This window comes from Streptacidiphilus sp. PAMC 29251, assembly GCF_054208735.2.
The window spans coordinates 2,362,423-2,380,416 of the sequence record NZ_CM135725.2; the positions used below are offsets into that span (position 1 = coordinate 2,362,423).

The window sequence follows — 17,994 nt, forward strand, 5'->3', positions numbered from 1 at the left end:
GGGCTGGGGCAGTTACCGGAGGGGCTGTCTGGTGCCGCGGAAGAACATGCCGCGAGGACACGGCAGGGACGGCAAGGACTGTGCGGAGTGGGGCCGACTATGGCCCGGACTGCTGTCCATCTCGCCTCCCTGCGGTCGGGCGCGCTGCGCACCGGACATGCGGCTGCGGGAGAATTCCGCGGGCAGAGGCCCGCCAAGCTCACCCCTACTCGTCAGAGCTTTGGCACTCCACGGCGTAATCCCCGGTTCGGGGAAGCCACTTGGGATCACCCCTTAGGTCGGGGAGACCTGTCCTGATCCGGAGCGTCTCTCGACGGGTGGGATCAGTGGCCTGTGTCCGTGAAGACGCCTCACCGAACGAGGTGCCTTGAACGGTGCGTACCCTACGCCTTCACGGCACGTCCACGCCAACCGGGTTCAGCGGGGCTGCCCGGGCCGCTTCAGTCGGACCGCCCCGGTTGGTCCTGCTGGTCCTGCCCCGCCAGCAGTTCCACCGCGCGTTCGCGCATCTCGACCTTGCGGATCTTGCCGGTGACCGTCATCGGGAAGCCGTCCACCAGATGGAGGTAGCGCGGGATCTTGTAGTGGGCCAGCTTGCCGGAGCAGAACGCGCGCAACTGCTCCACCGTCAGCTGCGGCGCACCGGGACGCAGTCGGACCCAGGCCATCAACTCCTCGCCGTAGCGGGCGTCGGGGACCCCGATCACCTGCACGTCCTCGATGTCGGGATGGGCGTAGAGGAACTCCTCGACCTCGCGCGGGTAGACGTTCTCGCCGCCGCGGATGACCATGTCCTTGATTCGTCCCACGATTGACACATAGCCGTCGGAGGCCATCTCGGCCAAGTCCCCGGTGTGCATCCAGCCCTCCGGATCCACTGCCTCGGCGGTGCGGTCGGGGTCCTCCCAGTAGCCGAGCATCACCGAGTAGCCGCGGGTGCACAGCTCGCCCGGCGTCCCGGTCGGCACGGTCGCGCCGGTCTGCGGATCCACCACCTTGATCTCGACGTGCGGATGCACCCGGCCGACGGTGGCCACCCGGTGCTCCACCGAGTCATTGCGCCGGGTCTGGGTGGAGACGGGTGAGGTCTCGGTCATGCCATAGGCGATGGTCACCTCGGTCATGCCCATCTCCCCCATCACCCGCTTCATCACCTCCACCGGGCAGGGTGAGCCGGCCATGGCCCCGGTCCGCAGCGAGGACAGATCCCAACGACCCGGCGCGGCCGCCAACTGCGCCAGCTCGGCGATGAACATGGTCGGCACCCCGTACAGCACCGTGCAGCGCTCGGCCTGCACCGCGTCCAGGGTCTGCACCGGATCGAACAGGACGCCGGGGACCACGATGCACGCGCCGTGCGAGGTCGCGCCGAGGTTGCCCATGACCATGCCGAAACAGTGGTAGAACGGGACGGGCAGGCAGACCCGGTCGGCCTCGGTCCAGCCCTGGATCTCGGCGACCTGGAAGCCGTTGCCCAGGATGTTGCGGTGCGAGAGCGTGGCGCCCTTGGGGAAGCCGGTGGTGCCGGAGGTGTACTGGATGTTCACCGGGTCCTCGGGGCTCAGCCCGGCCTCCCGCTCGCGCAGCCGCTCCAGCGGGACGGCGCGGCCCGCGTCGACCAGCCCGTCCCAGTCGGGCGTGCCGATGTGCACCACCCGCTCCAGCGCCGGGCAGTCCCCGCGCACGGCCCCGATCATGGCGACGTAGTCGCTGCTCTTCACCACGGTGGCCGCGACCAGCAGCCTGGTCCCGGAGTGGCGCAGGGTGAAGCCGATCTCATGCTCGCGATAGGCCGGGTTGAGGTTCACCAGGATCGCGCCGACCCGGGCGGCGGCGTACTGCAGCAGCACCCACTCGGCGCAGTTGGGCGACCAGATCCCGACCCGGTCGCCGACCTCGACGCCGGCCGAGAGCAGGCCCCGGGCCAGGTCGTCGACGGCGGTGTCGAACGCGGCATAGGTCCAGCGGCGTCCGCTCGCGCACTCCACCAGCGCCTCGCTGTCGGGGAACGCCCGCGCGGTCCTGGCCAGGTCCGCGCCGATGGTGAGCTCCGGCAGCGGCGGCTCCGTCCCGCCCCTGCGCTGCGACAGCTGCGGATCGAGATCAACGGACATCGTCGTCCTCCTGCTCGAGTGCCAAGATTGCGCTCAGTCTCGCAGCAGGGACGGCAGCGTGCCGAGAGGTCAGGCCGTCACGGTCCGCCGGTCCCGGTCCCGGTCCCGGTCCTGCTCTCTGCCCTGGCCCCCCTGGCCCCTCGCCCGGCTCCGGCTACGGCTCCGCCTCCGGAGCGGCGCGATCAGGAAGGTCGCGGCGTAGACCGCGGTGGCCGCGGCCATGATGGCGAAGCTGGGCGGCAGGCTGGGGAACAGCGCGCTCGCGGCCAGGCCGGCCCACATCTCGCCGACCGCCAGCCCCGCGGACAGCGCCAGCCCGTGGAACGGACGGTCCGTCAGCCGGACCGCCGCCCCGGCCGGGGCCGCCAGCAGGCCCAGCAGCAGCAGCGACCCGACGGCCTGGGTGGCCTCCCCCGCGCAGGCCCCGACCAGGGCCAGAAAGCCGAAGCCCAGTACCCGGGTCGGGATGCCCCGCGCGGAGGCGACCGCCTCGTCCAAGGTGGCGAACAGCAGCGGGCGGGCGATCAGCACCACAGCCGTGCTGATCGCGGCGGCGACCAGCACGGCGACCAGGGCCTGCCCGGCGCTGAGGCCGAAGATCGAGCCGAACAGCACGGTCGTCCCGGCGCCGCCGACCATGGAGCCGCTGCGCGAGGTGGTGTAGAGGGTCAGGAAGAAGGAGCCCAGGCCGAGGATCCAGGCGAAGGCCGCGCCGATGACCACGTCGTCGGCCCGCCCGGCGCGGCCGATCCCGGCCAGCAGCAGCCCGGCCCCGACGCAGCCGACGAACAACCCGACCCGCAGGTCGTAGCCGCCGGCCAGGGCCGCCATCGCACCGGTGAAGGCGACATGGCTGAGCGCGTCCCCGGTGAACACCTGGGCCCGCAGCACCAGGAAATAACCGACCAGCCCGGCCGCGAGGGCGATGAACGTCCCGGCGAGCAGCGCGTGGTGGAAGAACGGCTGGGACCAGGCGGAGCCGGCGAGCGTGGAGCTGGCGGCCGGTGAGGTGGCGAGCAGGGAGGGGTTCATGCCGGTGCTCCCAGCGGACGGGGTCGCGCCGCGCGCAGCGGGCGGGCACCGCCGAGTGCGCGGACCGCGGTGGCGGCCAGGAAGGCGGCGAAGGCGAAGCTGGTGACGAAGAACCCCAACGGATACGGCCAGTAGAAGGCCGCGATCAGGCCCAGCCAGGTGACCGCGAAGCCGATCAGCACACTCAGCGCCAGTCCGAGACCGGGACGGGCGGTGAGCCGCTGCGCGGTGGCGGCGGGGAGCACCAGCAGCGCGAAGACCAGCAGCGCCCCGGTGATCTGGGCGGCCTCGGCGGTGGCCGCCCCCAGCAGCACCAGGAACAGCGTCGACAGCAGCCGTACCCGGACCCCGCGTCCGGCCGCGACCTGCGGGTCGACCGAGGCGAACAGCAGCGGGCGGCCGATCGCGGCGAGGCAGGCCAGGGTGACCACGCCCACCACGGCCAGGGTGACGACCTGGGCCGAGGTGATGCCGAGGAAGCTGCCGAAGAGCAGCGACTGCGGGCCCTGCATCAACCCCTTGTAGAGGGCGGTGAAGAGGTAGCCGCAGGCCAGCAGGAACGCCTGGACGATGCCGGTGGCGGCGGACTCGTGCGCGCTGTCGGCCTGGCCTCCGTCGACCTGTCCGCTGCCGGCCTGTCCATTGCCTGCCCGGCCGCCGTTGGCCCGGCCACCGTTGGCCCGGCCGCCGCGCCGCAGCACCGCGATGACCAGGGCGGCGGCGATGCAGAAGCCGAAGTAGCCCAGGCTCAAACTGGCCCCGACCAGGGTCGCGAAGGCCGCGCCGGGGAAGGCCACCACCGAGAGGGTGTGCCCGGCGAAGGTCTGCCGACGCAACACCATGAACCAGCCCACCGCCCCGGCGACCACGGCCACCACCGCGCCCGCCCGGAAGGCGTTGACCATGAAGGGATAGGACCACATCACCTGAAGGTTCGTCAGAAGATTCCAGGAGAAGGCAGGTGACGTTGCGTCAGCGAGATGCATGGTGACCCCCGTGGGTGGACGGAGCCTCGGGCTGGCCGACCACGACCAGCCGTCCGTCGCCGGTGCGCAGCACCTCGACCGGGGTGCGGTAGAGCCGGGTCAAGGTCTCCGAGGTGATCACCTCGGCCGGGGTCCCGATCACGGCACCGCCCTCGGCGAGATACACCACCCGGTCCAGGTGGTGCAGGATCGGGTTGACGTCGTGGGCGACCATCACCACGGCGACCCCCTGCTGGTGGCAGATCCGTCCGATCAGGGCGGCCACCGCACTCTGGTTGGGCAGGTCCAGACTGTCCAACGGCTCGTCCAGCAACAGCAGTTCGGGGCGGCTGACCAGCGCCTGGGCGATCAGCAACCGTTGCTGCTCACCACCCGAGCACTGCCCGATCGGACGGTGCGCGTACGCGCTCGCGCCGACCAGTTCGACCACCTCGTCGACCCGCTCCCGATCCCGGCGGCGGGCCCGACCGAACGGCAGCGGGACGCCCCAGCGGTCGCCGTCCAGGCCGAGCCGCACCACGTCCAGGCCGCGGATCCGCAGGCTCGCGTCGAAGCTGCGGCGCTGCGGCAGATAGCCGATCCGCGGCCCGGCTCCGCCGGGTGGCCGCCCCAGCACCCGAACCTGGCCCGCGGCGGCGGGAAGCAGTCCGAGCAGCAGCTTGACCAGGGTGGACTTGCCGACGCCATTGGGACCGAGGACGGCGACGAACTCCCCCGCCAGGACCGCGAGATCGACATCCGACCACAGCGTCCGACCGCCGATGTGCACGGCCGCGCCGTGCAGTTCCAGCACGGGTTCCGCTGCTGGTGACGGCGGCTGCACTGGGGGCTGGGCCGGATTCGCGGTTGGATTCATGGTCCGCACTACTTCCCGGTCGCCTTGGCGAGGGCTGCTTTGATCCCCTGCAACTCGGCGACCTGCCACTGCTGGAAGGTGTCACCGGCCGGACTGAGGGTCTCGGTGACGGTCGCCACCGGGATCCCCTCCGACTTGGCGAGCTTGACCTGGGCGTCGACGTCCGGGGTGGAGTTCTGGCTGTTGTAGACGTAGACCTTGATCTGCTTGGTCCTGATCTGCTGGTCGATGGTCGCCTTGTCGGCGGCGGTGGGGTCGGTGCCCTCGCTCATGGCGTCCAGGAAGCTCTCAGGGGTGAGCATCTTCAGCCCCAGGCCCTGCGCCAGCGGGGTCACGATGGACTCGGAGGCGCCGATCGGGGTGCCCGGGTAGGTGGTCTTGATATCTGCTATCAGCTGGTTGTACTCACCCAGCGTCTTGGTCTCGAAGTTCTGCTTCTGCTGGTCGAAGTAGGCGGCGTCGGCCGGGTCGAGCTTCTTGTAGTCGGCGGTGATCTGCTCGATCACCTGGTGCACGTTGTCCGGCGAGTACCAGCGGTGCGGGTTGTCACCGGGCTTGAGCCCGACCAGGTCGCCGACCTTCAACTCGGCCCGGCCGTTGCCCGGGTTGGTGGACAGCAGCTTGTCGGCCCAGGCGTCGTAGCCGATGCCGTTGACGATGGCGTACTGGGCCGTGGTGACCGTACGGGCGTCGGCGGCGGTGGGCTCGTAGTCGTGCGGGTCGGTGTCCGGGTTGCTGATGATGCTGTCCACCTGGACCCGGTCACCGCCGAGCTGGGTGGCGATACTGCCCCAGAAGTTCTCCGCCGCCACCACCCGGATCACCTTGCCGCCGGCGGCGCTGGTGGCACCGCCTTGGCTGCTGCTCGGGGCGGCGGCAGGCGCCGTGCTGGTGGAGCAGCCCGTGGTGACAGCGAGTGCCATGACACCCGCGGTGCCAAGCACCCACCGAAGGGGCCTGCGGCGAGCGGGTACGGAGCGGGGGTTCATGGACGCGGTTCTCCTCGGACAGGTCGGATCGGGGTGCGTCCACCACTCTAGATGGAAACGATTTCCATCTCCACTTCGATCAAAGAAGAGATGAAAACCATTACCAAAACTTGACCGGACCCGTTGCCGCCTCCAGGTCTCCCCGGACAGCTACTGCCTGCCGCCGCGCGGAGGCCCATCTGCGGGCGCACGCTTGAAGCATGCGCAGAACCCTCACCCTCACCGTCTGCGCGGCCACCCTCGCTCTCGCCGCGTGCAGCAGCACCGCAACCAGCATCACCACACCCGCCACATCACCGCCCAACACCACGGCCGCCCCGCCGACAAGCTTCAAGCCCAGCCCCCTGAGCCGCACACCAGCCACAGAACCCACCACGAAAAGGCCGACGACCCGGCCTCCGACGCCCGTGCCACCCCCCACCACCCATGCCCCGCCGCCGCCCACGACCTATCGGCCACCCGCGCCGCCGACTCACACGTACAAGCCCGCGCCGACGCCCGTGCCGCCCCCTCCACCCGCTGACAACAACGTGCTCAAGGCACCGTCCGGCAACTTCTACAGCGCGGGCGAATACTGCCCCACCAAGGATGCTGGGCTGTCCACCGTTGACGGCAGCGGGAACACCATCACCTGCGTCTTCGAATCGGGCCGCTACCACTGGCACCACTGACGACGGGACCACCAGAAGCGTGCTGCCGCGCTCAGCGCAGGAGGTTGGCCAACTGGGCGCCGAGGACGGCCGGGGCGTCGGCCAGGGAGGGGCCGTACCAGGTGAGGTGGCGGCCGCTGAGGAGGGCGGCGGGGACGCCGGGGAAGGCCTCGGGGCCGTCGGTGGGGGTGAAGCGGTAGGGCTCGTCGGGGAGGACCACCAGGTCCGGACCCGCGGCCAGCAACTCCGGTAGCGGGACCGCCGGGTAGCGCTCGGGGTGGGCGGCGTGGAGGTGCTGGACGCCGAGGCGGGCCAACAGGTCGCCGGCGAAGGTGTCGCGGCCCACCACCATCCAGGGCCGCCGCCAGATCGGGACGACCGCGCGCAGCGCCCGCGCCGTCGGAGTCACCGCCTGCCAGGCCCCCTCGGCCTGGTCGAGCCAGGACGGACGGTCCAGGCCGCAGGCGAGGGTCAGCATCCGGTCCAGGGAGCGGAACGCCTGGTCCAGGGTGCGGATCTCGGTCACCCAGACCACGACTCCGGCCGCCCTGAGCGCGGCCAGATCGGGTGCCCGGTTCTCCTCCTCGTTGGCGAGCACCAGGTCGGGCTCCAGCGCCAGGATCCGCGCGACGTCGGGGTTCTTGGTGCCGCCGATGCGCGCCACCGCCAGCTCGGCCGGGTGGCTGCACCAGTCGGTGGCCCCCACCAGCAGGCCGGGCGCGGTGGCGGCCACCGCCTCGGTCAGCGAGGGCACCAGCGAGACGACCCGGCGGACCGGGCCCAGACTCATCACCGTGCCCTGGTCGTCCCGCTGCGTCATGTGCGTCGTTGGAGCCATGGCGTCACCGTACAAGGCGCCAGCCTGCGCTATTCGGGCCAGGCCGAGCCCAGGATGATCTCGACGAAGTCCTCCCGGACGAAGCCGGGTACGAAGTGGGCCAGGACGTCGTCGTTCATGGTCCCGAAGGTGGTGTCGGGCCGGTCCCTCATCCCGTCGGTGAAGGCCTTCAGGATGTCCTGCTTGAAGTTCGGCCGCTGGTGCGCCTCGGTGACCGCGGCGATCTGCTCGGCGGTGATCTCGTCCAGGTCCAGCCCGAGGACGTCGGTCTCCACTCCCGCGGTGACCAGGGCGGTCTCCGGCTCCAGGTGTTCGACGATCCCGGGCGTGGTGTGCAGGGCGATGCCCAGCCAGACCGCCCGGGCGTCGGCCTGGCTGCGGCCGTGCGCCAGCAGGAAGTCCCTGGCCAGGTCCGCCCCGTCGACCTCGAAGCGCTGGTCGGTACGGCGGTGCCGCTCGGTCAGCCCCAGGTCGTGGAACATGGCGCCGACGTAGAGCAGCTCGGGGTCGGCGTTGAGGCCCCGGTGTCGGCCCTTGAGGGAACCGAACAGGAACACCCGGCGCGAGTGGTCGAACAGCAGCGGCGAGGCGGCGGCCCGGACCAGTTCGGTCGCCTCCCGGGCGAGTGCCGTGTCGGGGATCGCGATTCCGGCGATGGTCTCGGTCATCATGCTCTCCGTCGCTCTGAGGGATGTAGCTCTGAGGGATGTAGCTCTTGAGGGATGCCGCTCTGGTGGGATCTGCCTGCGCGGTGTGCTGGGCTTGTGCTTATAGCCTGGGTCCGACGGCAGCTCGCGCGCTCCGCGTGACCGGCCACGCTTCCCACGGATTCGGACGCATGACACCGAGCTGCATGACACCGACCTGCACAGCCCGGAGCCGCACGCCATGAGCACCGCGCGCAACCCCCGCCCGCACCGGGTCGGCGTGGTGGTCTTCGACGGGGTGAAACTGCTCGACGTGGCCGGCCCCAGCGAGGTGTTCAGCGAGGCGAACCGGATCGGCGCCGACTACACGCTGACGCTCTGCTCGGTCGGCGGCCGCCAGGTGGCCTCCTCCACCGGCCTGCGGATCCCGGTCGACGCGGACGCCGCAGCCGAGGGCCTCGGTTTCGACACCCTGCTGGTCATGGGCGGCGACGCCGTGCCGACCCGTCCGATCGACCCCGCGCTGCGCGACTCGGTCGGCGCCCTGGCCGCCCGTTCCGGACGGGTCTGCTCGATCTGCACCGGGGCGTTCATCCTGGCCGCGACGGGCCTGCTGGACGGCCGCCGGGCGACCACGCACTGGCGGCACACCCGGCTGCTCGCCCGCGCCCACCCCGGGGTCACCGTCGAACCGGACGCGATCTTCGTCCGTGACGGCCGCACCTTCACCTCAGCCGGTGTCACGGCCGGGATCGACCTGGCGCTGGCGCTGCTGGAGGACGACCACGGCGAGGACATGGCCAGGCAGGTGGCCCAGTCCCTGGTGGTGTTCCTGCAGCGGCCCGGCGGCCAGTCCCAGTTCTCGCCGACCCTGCTCGGCCCGCGCCCCCACACCTCGGCGCTGCGCTCGGTGTTCGACGCGGTGGCGGCCGACCCCGCCGCGGACCACACCGTCCCGGCTCTGGCCGCACTCGCCGCGCTGAGCCCCCGTCATCTGACCAGGCTGTTCCGCGAGGAGTTGGACACCACGCCCGCGCGGTACGTCGAGGCGGTGCGCTTCGACAGCGCCAAAGCCGCGCTGGAGGTCGGCCGCAGTGTCGGCGAGGCCGCGATGCTGGCCGGCTACGGCAGCGCGGAGACGCTGCGGCGGGCGTTCGTGTCCCGGCTCGGGGTGTCCCCCCGGACCTACCAGCAGCGCTTCCGCTCGGCGCAGCGGTCCGACGCCGGCTGAGCCGGCGCCGGCTGAACCGAAGCCGTAGTGGCGATGCCGCAACAGCAAGCCGGGGCCCGGTTATGCTGCCTGGACTGCACCGCCACCACCGGGATCCGGGAGACAGGCATGGCCGAGGTCAACATCCGTCTGGACGCCGCGCTGGTCGTGGAGGTGATGCTGCTGTCCGGGGTCAACAACCCGCAGGACGCCGTGGAACTGCTGGTCCGCGACTACCTCGCACGCGGCCACCGCACCGAGGCCCGGACGGGCTCGGTGGACCAGCAGCTGAAGGACATCGAGAGCCGCCCGCAGCGCCCAGCCGAGCACGGCTGAGGCACGACAGAGGCACGGCTGAGGTACCGCCCAGGCACAACGCATGCGGAACTGATTTGCCATGTTCCATTCAAGTCCTCGTTGCCGGACCATGGGGGAACACGCCACCGCGAACGTCCAGGCTTCTTGCTGGCACTCGCCTACGCGCGTAGCGAAACCTCTGTCCCCCAGCCCGAGGAGTTCGACGGATGATCAGAAACCGTACGGCAGCCCTGTGCACCGCCGCCCTGGCCGCACTGGCCACCCTCGCCGCCGCCCACTCCGCCGTGGCCGGCACGGCTGCCGCGACCGGCACGTCGACCGGCACCGTCGCCCCCGCCGCGGCTGCCCCCGCCGCCACCGCACAGCACCGGGTGCTGTTCGACAACACCAAGGCCGAGACGGCCGGCAACGCCGACTGGGTGATCAGCACCAGCCAGCCCGACCCGCTGGCCCAGAACGCCAACCCCACCTCGGAGACCAGCTGGACCGGCGCGCTGTCCGCCTGGGGCGTCGCCCTGCAGAAGACCGGGAACTACAGCCTGAAGACGCTGCCCTCGGGCAACACCATCAGCTACGGCAACAGCGCCAATGCCCTGGACCTCTCCAACTTCGACACCTTCGTCCTGGACGAGCCCAACGTCCGGCTCAGCGCGGCCGAGAAGACCGCTGTGCTGACCTTCGTCCAGAACGGCGGCGGGCTGTTCCTGATCTCGGACCACAACGGCAGCGACCGCAACAACGACGGCTACGACTCCCCCGCCGTCATCAATGACCTGCTGACCAGCAACGGCGTCGACAACACCGACCCGTTCGGCTTCTCCGTCGACATCAAGGACATCTCCACCGACAACCCGCGTGCCATCACCGACGCCACCAACCCGGTGCTGCACGGCCCGTTCGGCGCGGTCACCGGCAGCATCCTGCGCGACGGCACCACCTTCACCCTCAAGCCCGCCGACAACCCGGCGGTCAAGGGCCTGCTCTACCTGAGCACGGGCGCGAGCGGCGGCAACACCAACGCCTTCTTCGTCACCAGCACCTTCGGCCAGGGCCGGGTCGCCATCTGGGGCGACAGCTCCCCGGTCGACGACGGCACCGGCAGCAGCGGCAACACCCTCTACAACGGCTGGGACGACCCGGCCGGCACCGATGCCGCGCTCGCCCTGAACGCCACCGCCTGGCTGGCCACCGGCTCCGGAACCACCGGCGGCGGTGGCGGTGGCGGAACCGGCAGCTGCACCGCAACTCAGCTGCTTGGCAACCCCGGATTTGAGACCGGCAGCGCCGCCCCCTGGACCGAGACCGACTCGGCCGGTGGCAGCGCCGTCAACAGCAGCTCGACCGAACCCGCCCACAGCGGCAGCTACGACGCCTGGCTCGACGGCAACGGCAGCGCCACCACCGACACCCTCGCCCAGACCGTCACCGTGCCGAGCGGCTGCAACAACTCCACGCTCAGCTTCTGGCTGCACGTCAACACCGCCGAAACCGGGACCAAGGTCTACGACACCCTCAAGGTGCAGGTCCTCAACTCCTCCGGCACGGTGCTGTCCACGCTGGCCACCTACTCCAACGCCGACGCGGCCGGCGGCTACGCCCAGCACAGCCTCAGCCTCGCCGCCTACGCCGGACAGACGGTGACGCTGAAGTTCACCGGCGCCGAGGACTACACCAAGCAGACCTCGTTCGTCCTGGACGACACCGCCGTCACCACCGGCTGACCCGCTGCCCACCGGGTCGGGTGCGGCGCCCCCACGGCGCCGCACCCGATCCGGCTACGACCGCTACGACCCGGCGCCGCCCCGACGGGCCCGCCAGCCTCTGACCGCCGCGACCGCACGGCGGAGCAGGTGGCGGCGCTTCGGCGGAACGACCGGAAGGCCGAGCGGCATGATCGGCTGTGGTGTACTCATCTGTGCTCTCCCCGTGAATGAGTGACTGACCATCATGGTGTCACCAGGGCCGGTCGGTTACTACTCCCTTCGGCCGGCCGAGCGCCGTACCACGCGCAGCAGGTAGTCCTTCCGGTGCAGCGGGTCATGGTCGGTCCGCGACCGGGTCGGGGCCGGGCCCTGGACCGGCCGATAGTGGTCGAAGGCGGACTCCAGCACGCCCTCGCCCCGGGTCAGCCCCGGCAGCTGCTGCTCAAGGGCATGCACCGACGCGGCCGGGATGTCACCCTCCACCAGGTACGACGCACCCCGGGTCGCCGGGGCCCGCGGCACCGCCCGCAGCTTGGCCAGGGCCGGCACCAGCACACCGAACGCGTCGGCCGGGAGCTCTACTTGGAACCGGTGCATCGGCTCGCACACCACGGTCCCGGCCTGCCGCAGGGCGTCCATCAGCACCAGCGGGGTGAGCAGCCGGAAATCCCCCGCCGTGCTCGACATACTCTTGTCGAAAACCGCATGGGCATGGCTCTGCCGAGGCCAATATCCGGAATGGGTCATGGTGACGGTGCAGTCGGGAACCTCCCAGCCGTGAATTCCCTGCAGCAATGTCTCCCGCACGGTTTCCTCGACTGCTTTGAAGAAAGCGAAAGGCATCGAACCGAGTTCGACCTCCAATCGGAATTCCACCCCACGGCCGACGGCCGCGGGGTCGACCCGGAGTCCGACGGTCGCCAGGAACGGATTGGGCTCCTGGTCGATGATCTCGGCAGCGGCCCCGGTCCCCACCAGCCGTTCCGTGCAGATGGTGGTCGTTCCGCGGAATTCCACAGCGATGCCGAACTCGGCGGCCAGGGTCTCCTGGATGACCTCCTTCTGCACCTCCCCGTAGAGGGAGAGCGAGATCTCCTGCCGGATCGGGTCCTGGCGCAGCCCGATCAGCGGATCCTGCTCGGCAAGCTGGGTGAGGGCCGCATGCAGTGCTCCGGCGTCGGAACGGTGGCACGGCAGGACGACGGTCTCCAGCGTCGGCGGGGCGAAGTGGTGCAGCAGGGCGTCGGCGCTGCCGCGCGGCACTCCCACTGCATCGCCGATCCTGATGTCGCCGAGCCCCCAGAGCCGGCCGATCTGCCCCGCGCCGACCGAGGAGCGCGAGACGGCCGCGCCCTGCTCGAAGACACTGATCGCGGTGACCTTCTCCTCACCGTGCCCCTGCGTGCCCTCACGGCCGAATCGCAGCAGTTCACGCACCCGCACCGTGCCGGAGAACAGCCGGACACAGGCGATCTTCTCCCCGGCCGGGCCGCGTTCGACCTTGAAGACCGTGCCCGAGACCGGGCCGGACGCATCGCCCACGACCGCGGGGAGCAGGTCCCTGATCCCGCCGATCAGCGCGTCCACACCGGCCCCGGTGATGGCCGAGCCGAAGAAGACGGGTTGCAGCAGCGCCCGGCCGGTCTGCGCCGCCAGCGCGTCCCGGAGCCGGTCGTACGAGGCCGCGGCCTCGTCGTCGAGGTAGTCGGCCAGCAGCGCGTCGTCGTGGTCGGCGAGCAGCTCGACCAGCCGTGCGGTGAAGCCGGCGTCCTCGGCGGTGTAGGGGCAGCTGACGGCGTCCCGGGTGCCGAGGCCGCCGACCGAACCCATCGGGACGATCGCCGGGGTCAGCTTCTCGGCGATGCCGCGGAGCACCCCGTGCTCCTGCGCACCGGACCGGTCGACCTTGTTCACAAAGATCAGCGTGGGGATGCGCAGCCGCTGCAGCGTCCGCATCAGTACCCGCGTCTGTGCCTGAACGCCCTCCACGGCGGAGACGACCAGGACGGCGCCGTCGAGCACGCCGAGCACCCGCTCCACCTCGGCGATGAAGTCCGGATGGCCGGGGGTGTCGATCAGATTGACCGTGGTGTCCTCGTCGATCAGGAACGACACCACCGCGGACTTGATGGTGATTCCGCGCTGCCGTTCCAGCGCCAGGGAATCGGTCTGGGTGCTGCCGTCGTCAACACTGCCGATCTCGTCGATCACGCCGACGGAGTGGAGCAGCCGCTCGGTCAGGCTGGTCTTACCGGCGTCGACATGCGCCAGGATCCCGAGGTTCAACGTTCGCATACTGCTTCATGTCCTCTAGATAGGTGGTGATTACCTTCTGGATGGGCATGGAAGCTCGGCGCACAATCGTCTCCTCGGTGAAACAGCTGCATCGGACAGGTCGTCAGGAATTAGAGCACCCAAATCCTCCCCGAGCAACGGATTAAATTCGGACGCACCCCGCGGACCTTCCGCGGGGTGCGCCGACGGAGGGTCAGCCCGGTATCAGTGAGAAGCTGCCGCCGTTGAGGGCGGTCGGGACGTACTGGCCGCTGGCGAGCGGGATCGGGTTGTAGGCGCTGAAGGTGTTGCCGTTGACGGTGATGCCGGTGAAGGTCAGCGACTTGAAGGTGGGGTAGCTCTGGGTGGGCGACTCGATGATGGCCTCGGCGCTGACGTTCGCCCCGCGCAGCCGCTGGGTGGTGGTGTAGGTCCAGCCCTTGGTGTTGTCCGTCAGGACGAGCTTGTAGCTGCCGCTGCCCGCCGTGGTGACCGACCCGGTGAAGCTGTCGCCGACCGAGACGGCGTTGCCCAGGTAGACCGGCTGGGCCGGGTACATCTCGTACCAGGCGCGGTAGACCGGACGGCCGCTGGAGCAGGAGGTCTCGACGCCGGTCTGCTCGACGGTCTGCGAGCCGTAGCCGTCGATGCCGACCCAGGGGGCGAAGAGGTTGTTGCTGCTGGTGCAGGTCACCGCGGGCTCGGTCCAGGAGCCGACGATGCTGCGGAAGCCGCTGCCGGTGGCCGCGTAGCCGCCCCAGGGGCTGCTGCTGGCCAGCGGGCCGATGCCGTGGCCGTGAACGACGGGCGCGATCGGCGCGTAGCTGTACCCGTGCGGCTGCACCACGGAAGCGGCAGCAGCGGTGGCGGTGGACGGGAGCGGCGCGACGGCGGCGAGCGCGCCGACGGCCGCCAGGGCGAGGGCAGTGCGGACCAGACGCGGCGAAGTGGAGATGGGCATGCGGAACTCCGGGGTGTGGGAAGTGGGGGATGGGGCGGCCCCGCGGGGAGGGGGTGCGAGGACTGGGCCGCGTCTGAATGCTCGTGAGTTGCGGGGGGCGGCGGAAGCACTCGCGCATTGCGGGATCCAGACATGACAGGTTTCCGTCAACTTCATCTGCGATGATGTCCCGAGCAGGCCGAACGACAGGAAGAGGTGCCGTGCCCGCAGTGCACGCAGACAGCCCGGAGGGGTCGGACGGGATCAGCAGGACGCAGGAGGCCGCCTACGTCGAGCTCTGCCGCCGGGGTCCGACCAGCCTCGCCGAACTCGCCCTCGCACTGGGGGTGGACCCGGCGACGCTGCTGCAGCAACTGGCCGCGCTGGACGCCCGCGCCCTCGCCCGTCCGCCCAAACCGCGTACGGAGACCGGACGGTGGACGGCCGTCGCCCCGGATCTGGCGCTCCAGCGGATCCTGCGCGACCGCGAGGCCGAGTCCCGTCGTATGCAGGAGGAGATCACCCGGCTGCTCGACGGCTACCACCGAGCCCGCGGCCACCGCGACCCGGCCCTGCGCGACCTGGTCGAGGTGGTGACCGGCCGGGAGGCCATCGCCGACCTCTGGCTCGGCCTGCTGGACGGGGCGGCCGAGCAGGTCGACATCCTCGACAAGCCGCCGTTCGTCCAGATCGACAACGCGGGCCCGGAACTGTCCGTCCTCTCCCGCGGCACCCCGGTCCGCTCGGTCTACGAGCGCGCGGCGCTGCTGCAGCCGGAGAAGCTGGAGGAGGTCCGGCAGCTGGTCGCGGCGGGCGAGCAGGCGGGCACGGTGGCCGACCTGCCGTTCAAGCTGGCGCTGGTGGACCGGCGCTGGGCCCTGCTGCCGCTGGCCACCGGGGCCGAGCTGAGCGGCGCCCTACTGGTCCGCCCGTCCCCGCTGCTGGACGCGCTGGCGCAGACCTTCGACGCCCAGTGGGCGCAGTCGATCCCGGTCCCCACCCCGGACCGGCAGCCGGACGCGGACCACTTCGAGCTGCTCACCCTGCTCGCGGCGGGCATGACCGACGACGGCATCGCCCGCCACCTCGGCATCTCGGCCCGTACCGTGCAGCGCCGGGTCAGCGCGCTGATGGCCGGGCTGAGCGCGGGCAACCGGTTCCAGGCGGGGGTCCAGGCGGCGCGGCGCGGACTGCTCTGACCCGCCACCGCCACCCGTGGGTCAGCGCTCCGGGGTCAGTACTCCTTCCAGCAGATCAGCACCGTCTGCGCCACCGTGCGGGCCGCCGTGGCCCGCGGCCGCACCGGCTCGCCGACGTTCACCGGCAGCGCGGTCACATCGACGACCATCACCGCGTTGTCCTTGCGTACCACGACATTGCCGTTCGGCTCCTGGAAGGCGCCGTCGCCCATGCCGCTGAGCGCGGTGCTGCCGGCCGCGGCTGTCCGCAGCGAGGTGAACCAGGCGGTGGTGGCCGCCTGGTCGGGGAGGTCCTTGACCGAGAGCCGCAGCGAGCCCGTGCTGAAGACATAGCGGCAGGCGTAGGTGTGGTCGGTCCAGGTCGGCGCGAGCGGCTTGGTGGTGTCGATGCCGAGCGCCCCGGTGATCTGGGTCTGCGCGGTGCCGGTGCAGACGATGTGCGCGGCATCCGACGGACCGTCACTCTGGGTTGCGGAGACTGTCGCTGCGGCCGTCGCTGCGGCCGTCGCCGAGACAGCGGCGGGGTGACTCGAAGCGCACCCGCTGACAACACCGGTCACCAGCAGGGCCGTGGCAGCAATCCAACGTGCTTTCATTGCAGGCTTCCTGACGATGGGACGGGGACGGGCTCCCGGTCCATCTCCCGCCGCAACGGGGGATGGTGGACCGGGAGCCCTGGGGAGGAAATCGTGCTGGTCAGGTCAGAGCAGGTAGCCCTGGCTGTTGAGAACCGCGCCCTTCTGCGGCTGGCTCTGGTCGTAGCCGGTGTCGTCGCACTGGAGCCCGCCGTTGATGCAGTGGGTCACCATTCCGGCCAGGGTGGCCGGGTCCCAGCCGTTGTAGAAGTCGTAGTGGAAGGAGAAGCCGCGCCCGCTGGAGAGGTGCACCTGCGACATGTCGCCGCTCACCGGGAAGGCCATCTTGAACTCGATCATCGGCAGCGCGACCGGGTGGTCGTTCGGGCAGACGCCGTTGACCGGGTAGGCCATGTGGCTCTTGTGGTCGGGGGTGTCCAGGTGGATGCCGTCCCAGCAGCTGGGGGCCTGGTAGCGGATCTCCAGCTGGCTGCCGGCCGCACAGGTGACCGGGATGTCGATGCTGTTGTAGGTGTCGCCGCACTCCCAACCGGCCACGTAGCCGGGGTCGGTGGCGAACTGGGTGGCGGTCGCCGCCGGGCTGCCGACCAGGAACCGCAGGCCGACCGGGAACGGCCGGACGCTGGTGTAGTCGGTCACGCCGGTCTTGTAGTAGATGGTCTGGGTGCCGACCGGGATGATCTGGGTGGTCCCGTTGAGCACGGTGGGCATCCAGTAGCCGGACTTGTCGAGCGGGGCGAAGCAGGTGCTGGTGCTCGCCTGCAGCGACGCGACCGTGGTGGCCGCGTTGGTGCCGGTGTTGCCCAGGAAGGTGTGCAGGTGTGAGGCGCCGGGCTGGTTCGGGAAGACGATCGGGTCGTCCGGCAGCACGTGGTTCGCGGCGCACTGCGCCTGGAACTCATGGAAGTAGGCGTGCGGGGGGGTGTTGGTGGACGGCACCACACCGGTGACCGGCGGGTTGGCGAAGACATAGCCGGTGGTCGAAGCCGTGGCCGTGCCGTAGACCTTGAACTCGTACAGCGAGTAGCCGTACTGGGTGCCCCTCGCGGTGCCGTACATCCGGATGTAGCGGCCGGCGCCGGTCACATTGAGGACCTGGTTACCGCCGGTGCTGGTGGTGGTGCTGTAGATCGACGTCCAGGTGGTGCCGTCGGTCGAGGTCTGCAGCTGGTAGGCGCTGGCGTACGCGACCTCCCAGTCCAGCTCGACCTGGCTGATGGTGGCTCCGGCGCCCAGGTCGATCTGGATCCACTGCGGGTCGCTGTTCTGGATGCTGGCCCAGCGGGTGGTCTGGTCGCCGTCGACGACCGCGCCGGCCGGGAAGTTGGCGCTTTCCAGGGACGAGGCGAGGACCGGCCGGGACTGCGAGATCAGCGTCCCGGCGGCGCTCGCGGTGGGGGCGAAGGTACCGCCGAAACCGAGCATGGCCAGCAGGACGGCGATGGTGACGGACAGTGCGGTTCGCCGGTAGCGGCGTGGACGCTGGGTCCACCGTCCGGCGGCCGACCGTCCGGAAAACAGGGAGCGGGGCCTCATGAAGACCTACCAATCCAGAGGGTATGGGTGGGGGGTGTGGTGCGCCGCCCCGGGGTCGTTGCCGCCTGCCCGACCCCGACCCCGGGGCAGCTCAGTGCTCGTCCCG

The 17,994-nt window shown here is 70.7% G+C and carries 17 protein-coding genes and 1 riboswitch; of the genes, 6 read left to right on the top strand and 11 right to left on the bottom strand.

Annotated elements, in window-relative coordinates; translation table 11 throughout:
- Positions 1-196: 196 nt before the first annotated feature.
- Positions 197-369, bottom strand: a riboswitch (M-box (ykoK) riboswitch).
- 71 nt (positions 370-440) lie between these two features.
- From ACXKR8_RS11035 to ACXKR8_RS11055, 5 genes are all read right to left on the bottom strand, one after another.
- Positions 441-2,114: an AMP-binding protein gene (locus ACXKR8_RS11035; protein WP_458272722.1), complete on the bottom strand. Its 1,674-nt coding sequence runs from the start codon at positions 2,112-2,114 to the stop codon at positions 441-443.
- Positions 2,115-2,183: 69 nt separating this feature from the next.
- Positions 2,184-3,146, bottom strand: coding sequence for a metal ABC transporter permease (locus ACXKR8_RS11040; RefSeq protein ID WP_458272723.1), 963 nt, complete (start codon positions 3,144-3,146; stop codon positions 2,184-2,186).
- Entirely contained in the window at positions 3,143-4,069 is a 927-nt protein-coding gene (locus tag ACXKR8_RS11045; protein WP_458272724.1) for a metal ABC transporter permease, read from the bottom strand. The genes ACXKR8_RS11040 and ACXKR8_RS11045 overlap by 4 nt, the downstream gene beginning before the upstream one ends.
- A gap of 49 nt (positions 4,070-4,118) precedes the next feature.
- On the bottom strand, positions 4,119-4,925 hold the full coding sequence (locus ACXKR8_RS11050; RefSeq protein ID WP_462100450.1) for a metal ABC transporter ATP-binding protein: 807 nt from the start codon (positions 4,923-4,925) through the stop codon (positions 4,119-4,121).
- 71 nt (positions 4,926-4,996) lie between these two features.
- Positions 4,997-5,911 carry a metal ABC transporter solute-binding protein, Zn/Mn family gene (locus ACXKR8_RS11055; protein WP_458272726.1) on the bottom strand — a complete coding sequence of 305 codons (915 nt, stop codon included), beginning with the start codon at positions 5,909-5,911 and terminating at the stop codon, positions 4,997-4,999.
- A gap of 319 nt (positions 5,912-6,230) precedes the next feature.
- On the opposite strand from ACXKR8_RS11055, the gene ACXKR8_RS11060 reads away from it, so the two are divergent.
- The gene (locus ACXKR8_RS11060) at positions 6,231-6,500 is read left to right on the top strand and encodes a hypothetical protein (protein WP_458272727.1); all 270 of its coding nucleotides are present in this window, start codon (positions 6,231-6,233) and stop codon (positions 6,498-6,500) included.
- 7 nt (positions 6,501-6,507) lie between these two features.
- Positions 6,508-6,648: a hypothetical protein gene (locus tag ACXKR8_RS11065; protein WP_458272728.1), complete on the top strand. Its 141-nt coding sequence runs from the start codon at positions 6,508-6,510 to the stop codon at positions 6,646-6,648.
- Positions 6,649-6,679: 31 nt separating this feature from the next.
- Here the strand turns inward: ACXKR8_RS11065 and ACXKR8_RS11070 are convergent, their stop codons facing one another.
- Entirely contained in the window at positions 6,680-7,447 is a 768-nt protein-coding gene (locus tag ACXKR8_RS11070) for a helical backbone metal receptor (RefSeq protein ID WP_458274948.1), read from the bottom strand.
- Positions 7,448-7,494: 47 nt separating this feature from the next.
- Positions 7,495-8,133: an HD domain-containing protein gene (locus ACXKR8_RS11075; RefSeq protein ID WP_458272729.1), complete on the bottom strand. Its 639-nt coding sequence runs from the start codon at positions 8,131-8,133 to the stop codon at positions 7,495-7,497.
- A gap of 220 nt (positions 8,134-8,353) precedes the next feature.
- Between ACXKR8_RS11075 and ACXKR8_RS11080 the strand changes: the two genes are divergently transcribed.
- From ACXKR8_RS11080 to ACXKR8_RS11090, 3 genes are all read left to right on the top strand, one after another.
- Entirely contained in the window at positions 8,354-9,343 is a 990-nt protein-coding gene (locus tag ACXKR8_RS11080; RefSeq protein ID WP_458272730.1) for a GlxA family transcriptional regulator, read from the top strand.
- 108 nt (positions 9,344-9,451) lie between these two features.
- Positions 9,452-9,658 carry a DUF2191 domain-containing protein gene (locus ACXKR8_RS11085; RefSeq protein ID WP_458272731.1) on the top strand — a complete coding sequence of 69 codons (207 nt, stop codon included), beginning with the start codon at positions 9,452-9,454 and terminating at the stop codon, positions 9,656-9,658.
- 188 nt (positions 9,659-9,846) lie between these two features.
- Entirely contained in the window at positions 9,847-11,361 is a 1,515-nt protein-coding gene (locus ACXKR8_RS11090; RefSeq protein ID WP_458272732.1) for a hydrolase, read from the top strand.
- A 252-nt stretch (positions 11,362-11,613) separates the two neighbouring features.
- Here ACXKR8_RS11090 and ACXKR8_RS11095 read toward each other — a convergent pair whose 3' ends face one another.
- On the bottom strand, positions 11,614-13,638 hold the full coding sequence (locus ACXKR8_RS11095; protein ID WP_458272734.1) for a GTP-binding protein: 2,025 nt from the start codon (positions 13,636-13,638) through the stop codon (positions 11,614-11,616).
- Between the two features lie 193 nt (positions 13,639-13,831).
- Positions 13,832-14,578 carry a G1 family glutamic endopeptidase gene (locus ACXKR8_RS11100; protein WP_458272735.1) on the bottom strand — a complete coding sequence of 249 codons (747 nt, stop codon included), beginning with the start codon at positions 14,576-14,578 and terminating at the stop codon, positions 13,832-13,834.
- A 209-nt stretch (positions 14,579-14,787) separates the two neighbouring features.
- Here ACXKR8_RS11100 and ACXKR8_RS11105 point away from each other — a divergent pair, with 209 nt between their 5' ends.
- Positions 14,788-15,756 (top strand): helix-turn-helix transcriptional regulator, encoded by a 969-nt coding sequence (locus ACXKR8_RS11105; protein WP_462100451.1) that lies wholly within the window; start codon positions 14,788-14,790, stop codon positions 15,754-15,756.
- Between the two features lie 35 nt (positions 15,757-15,791).
- Here ACXKR8_RS11105 and ACXKR8_RS11110 read toward each other — a convergent pair whose 3' ends face one another.
- On the bottom strand, positions 15,792-16,352 hold the full coding sequence (locus tag ACXKR8_RS11110) for a hypothetical protein (protein WP_458272737.1): 561 nt from the start codon (positions 16,350-16,352) through the stop codon (positions 15,792-15,794).
- Between the two features lie 105 nt (positions 16,353-16,457).
- Entirely contained in the window at positions 16,458-17,888 is a 1,431-nt protein-coding gene (locus ACXKR8_RS11115) for a DUF1996 domain-containing protein (RefSeq protein WP_458272738.1), read from the bottom strand.
- Positions 17,889-17,994 lie beyond the last annotated feature (106 nt).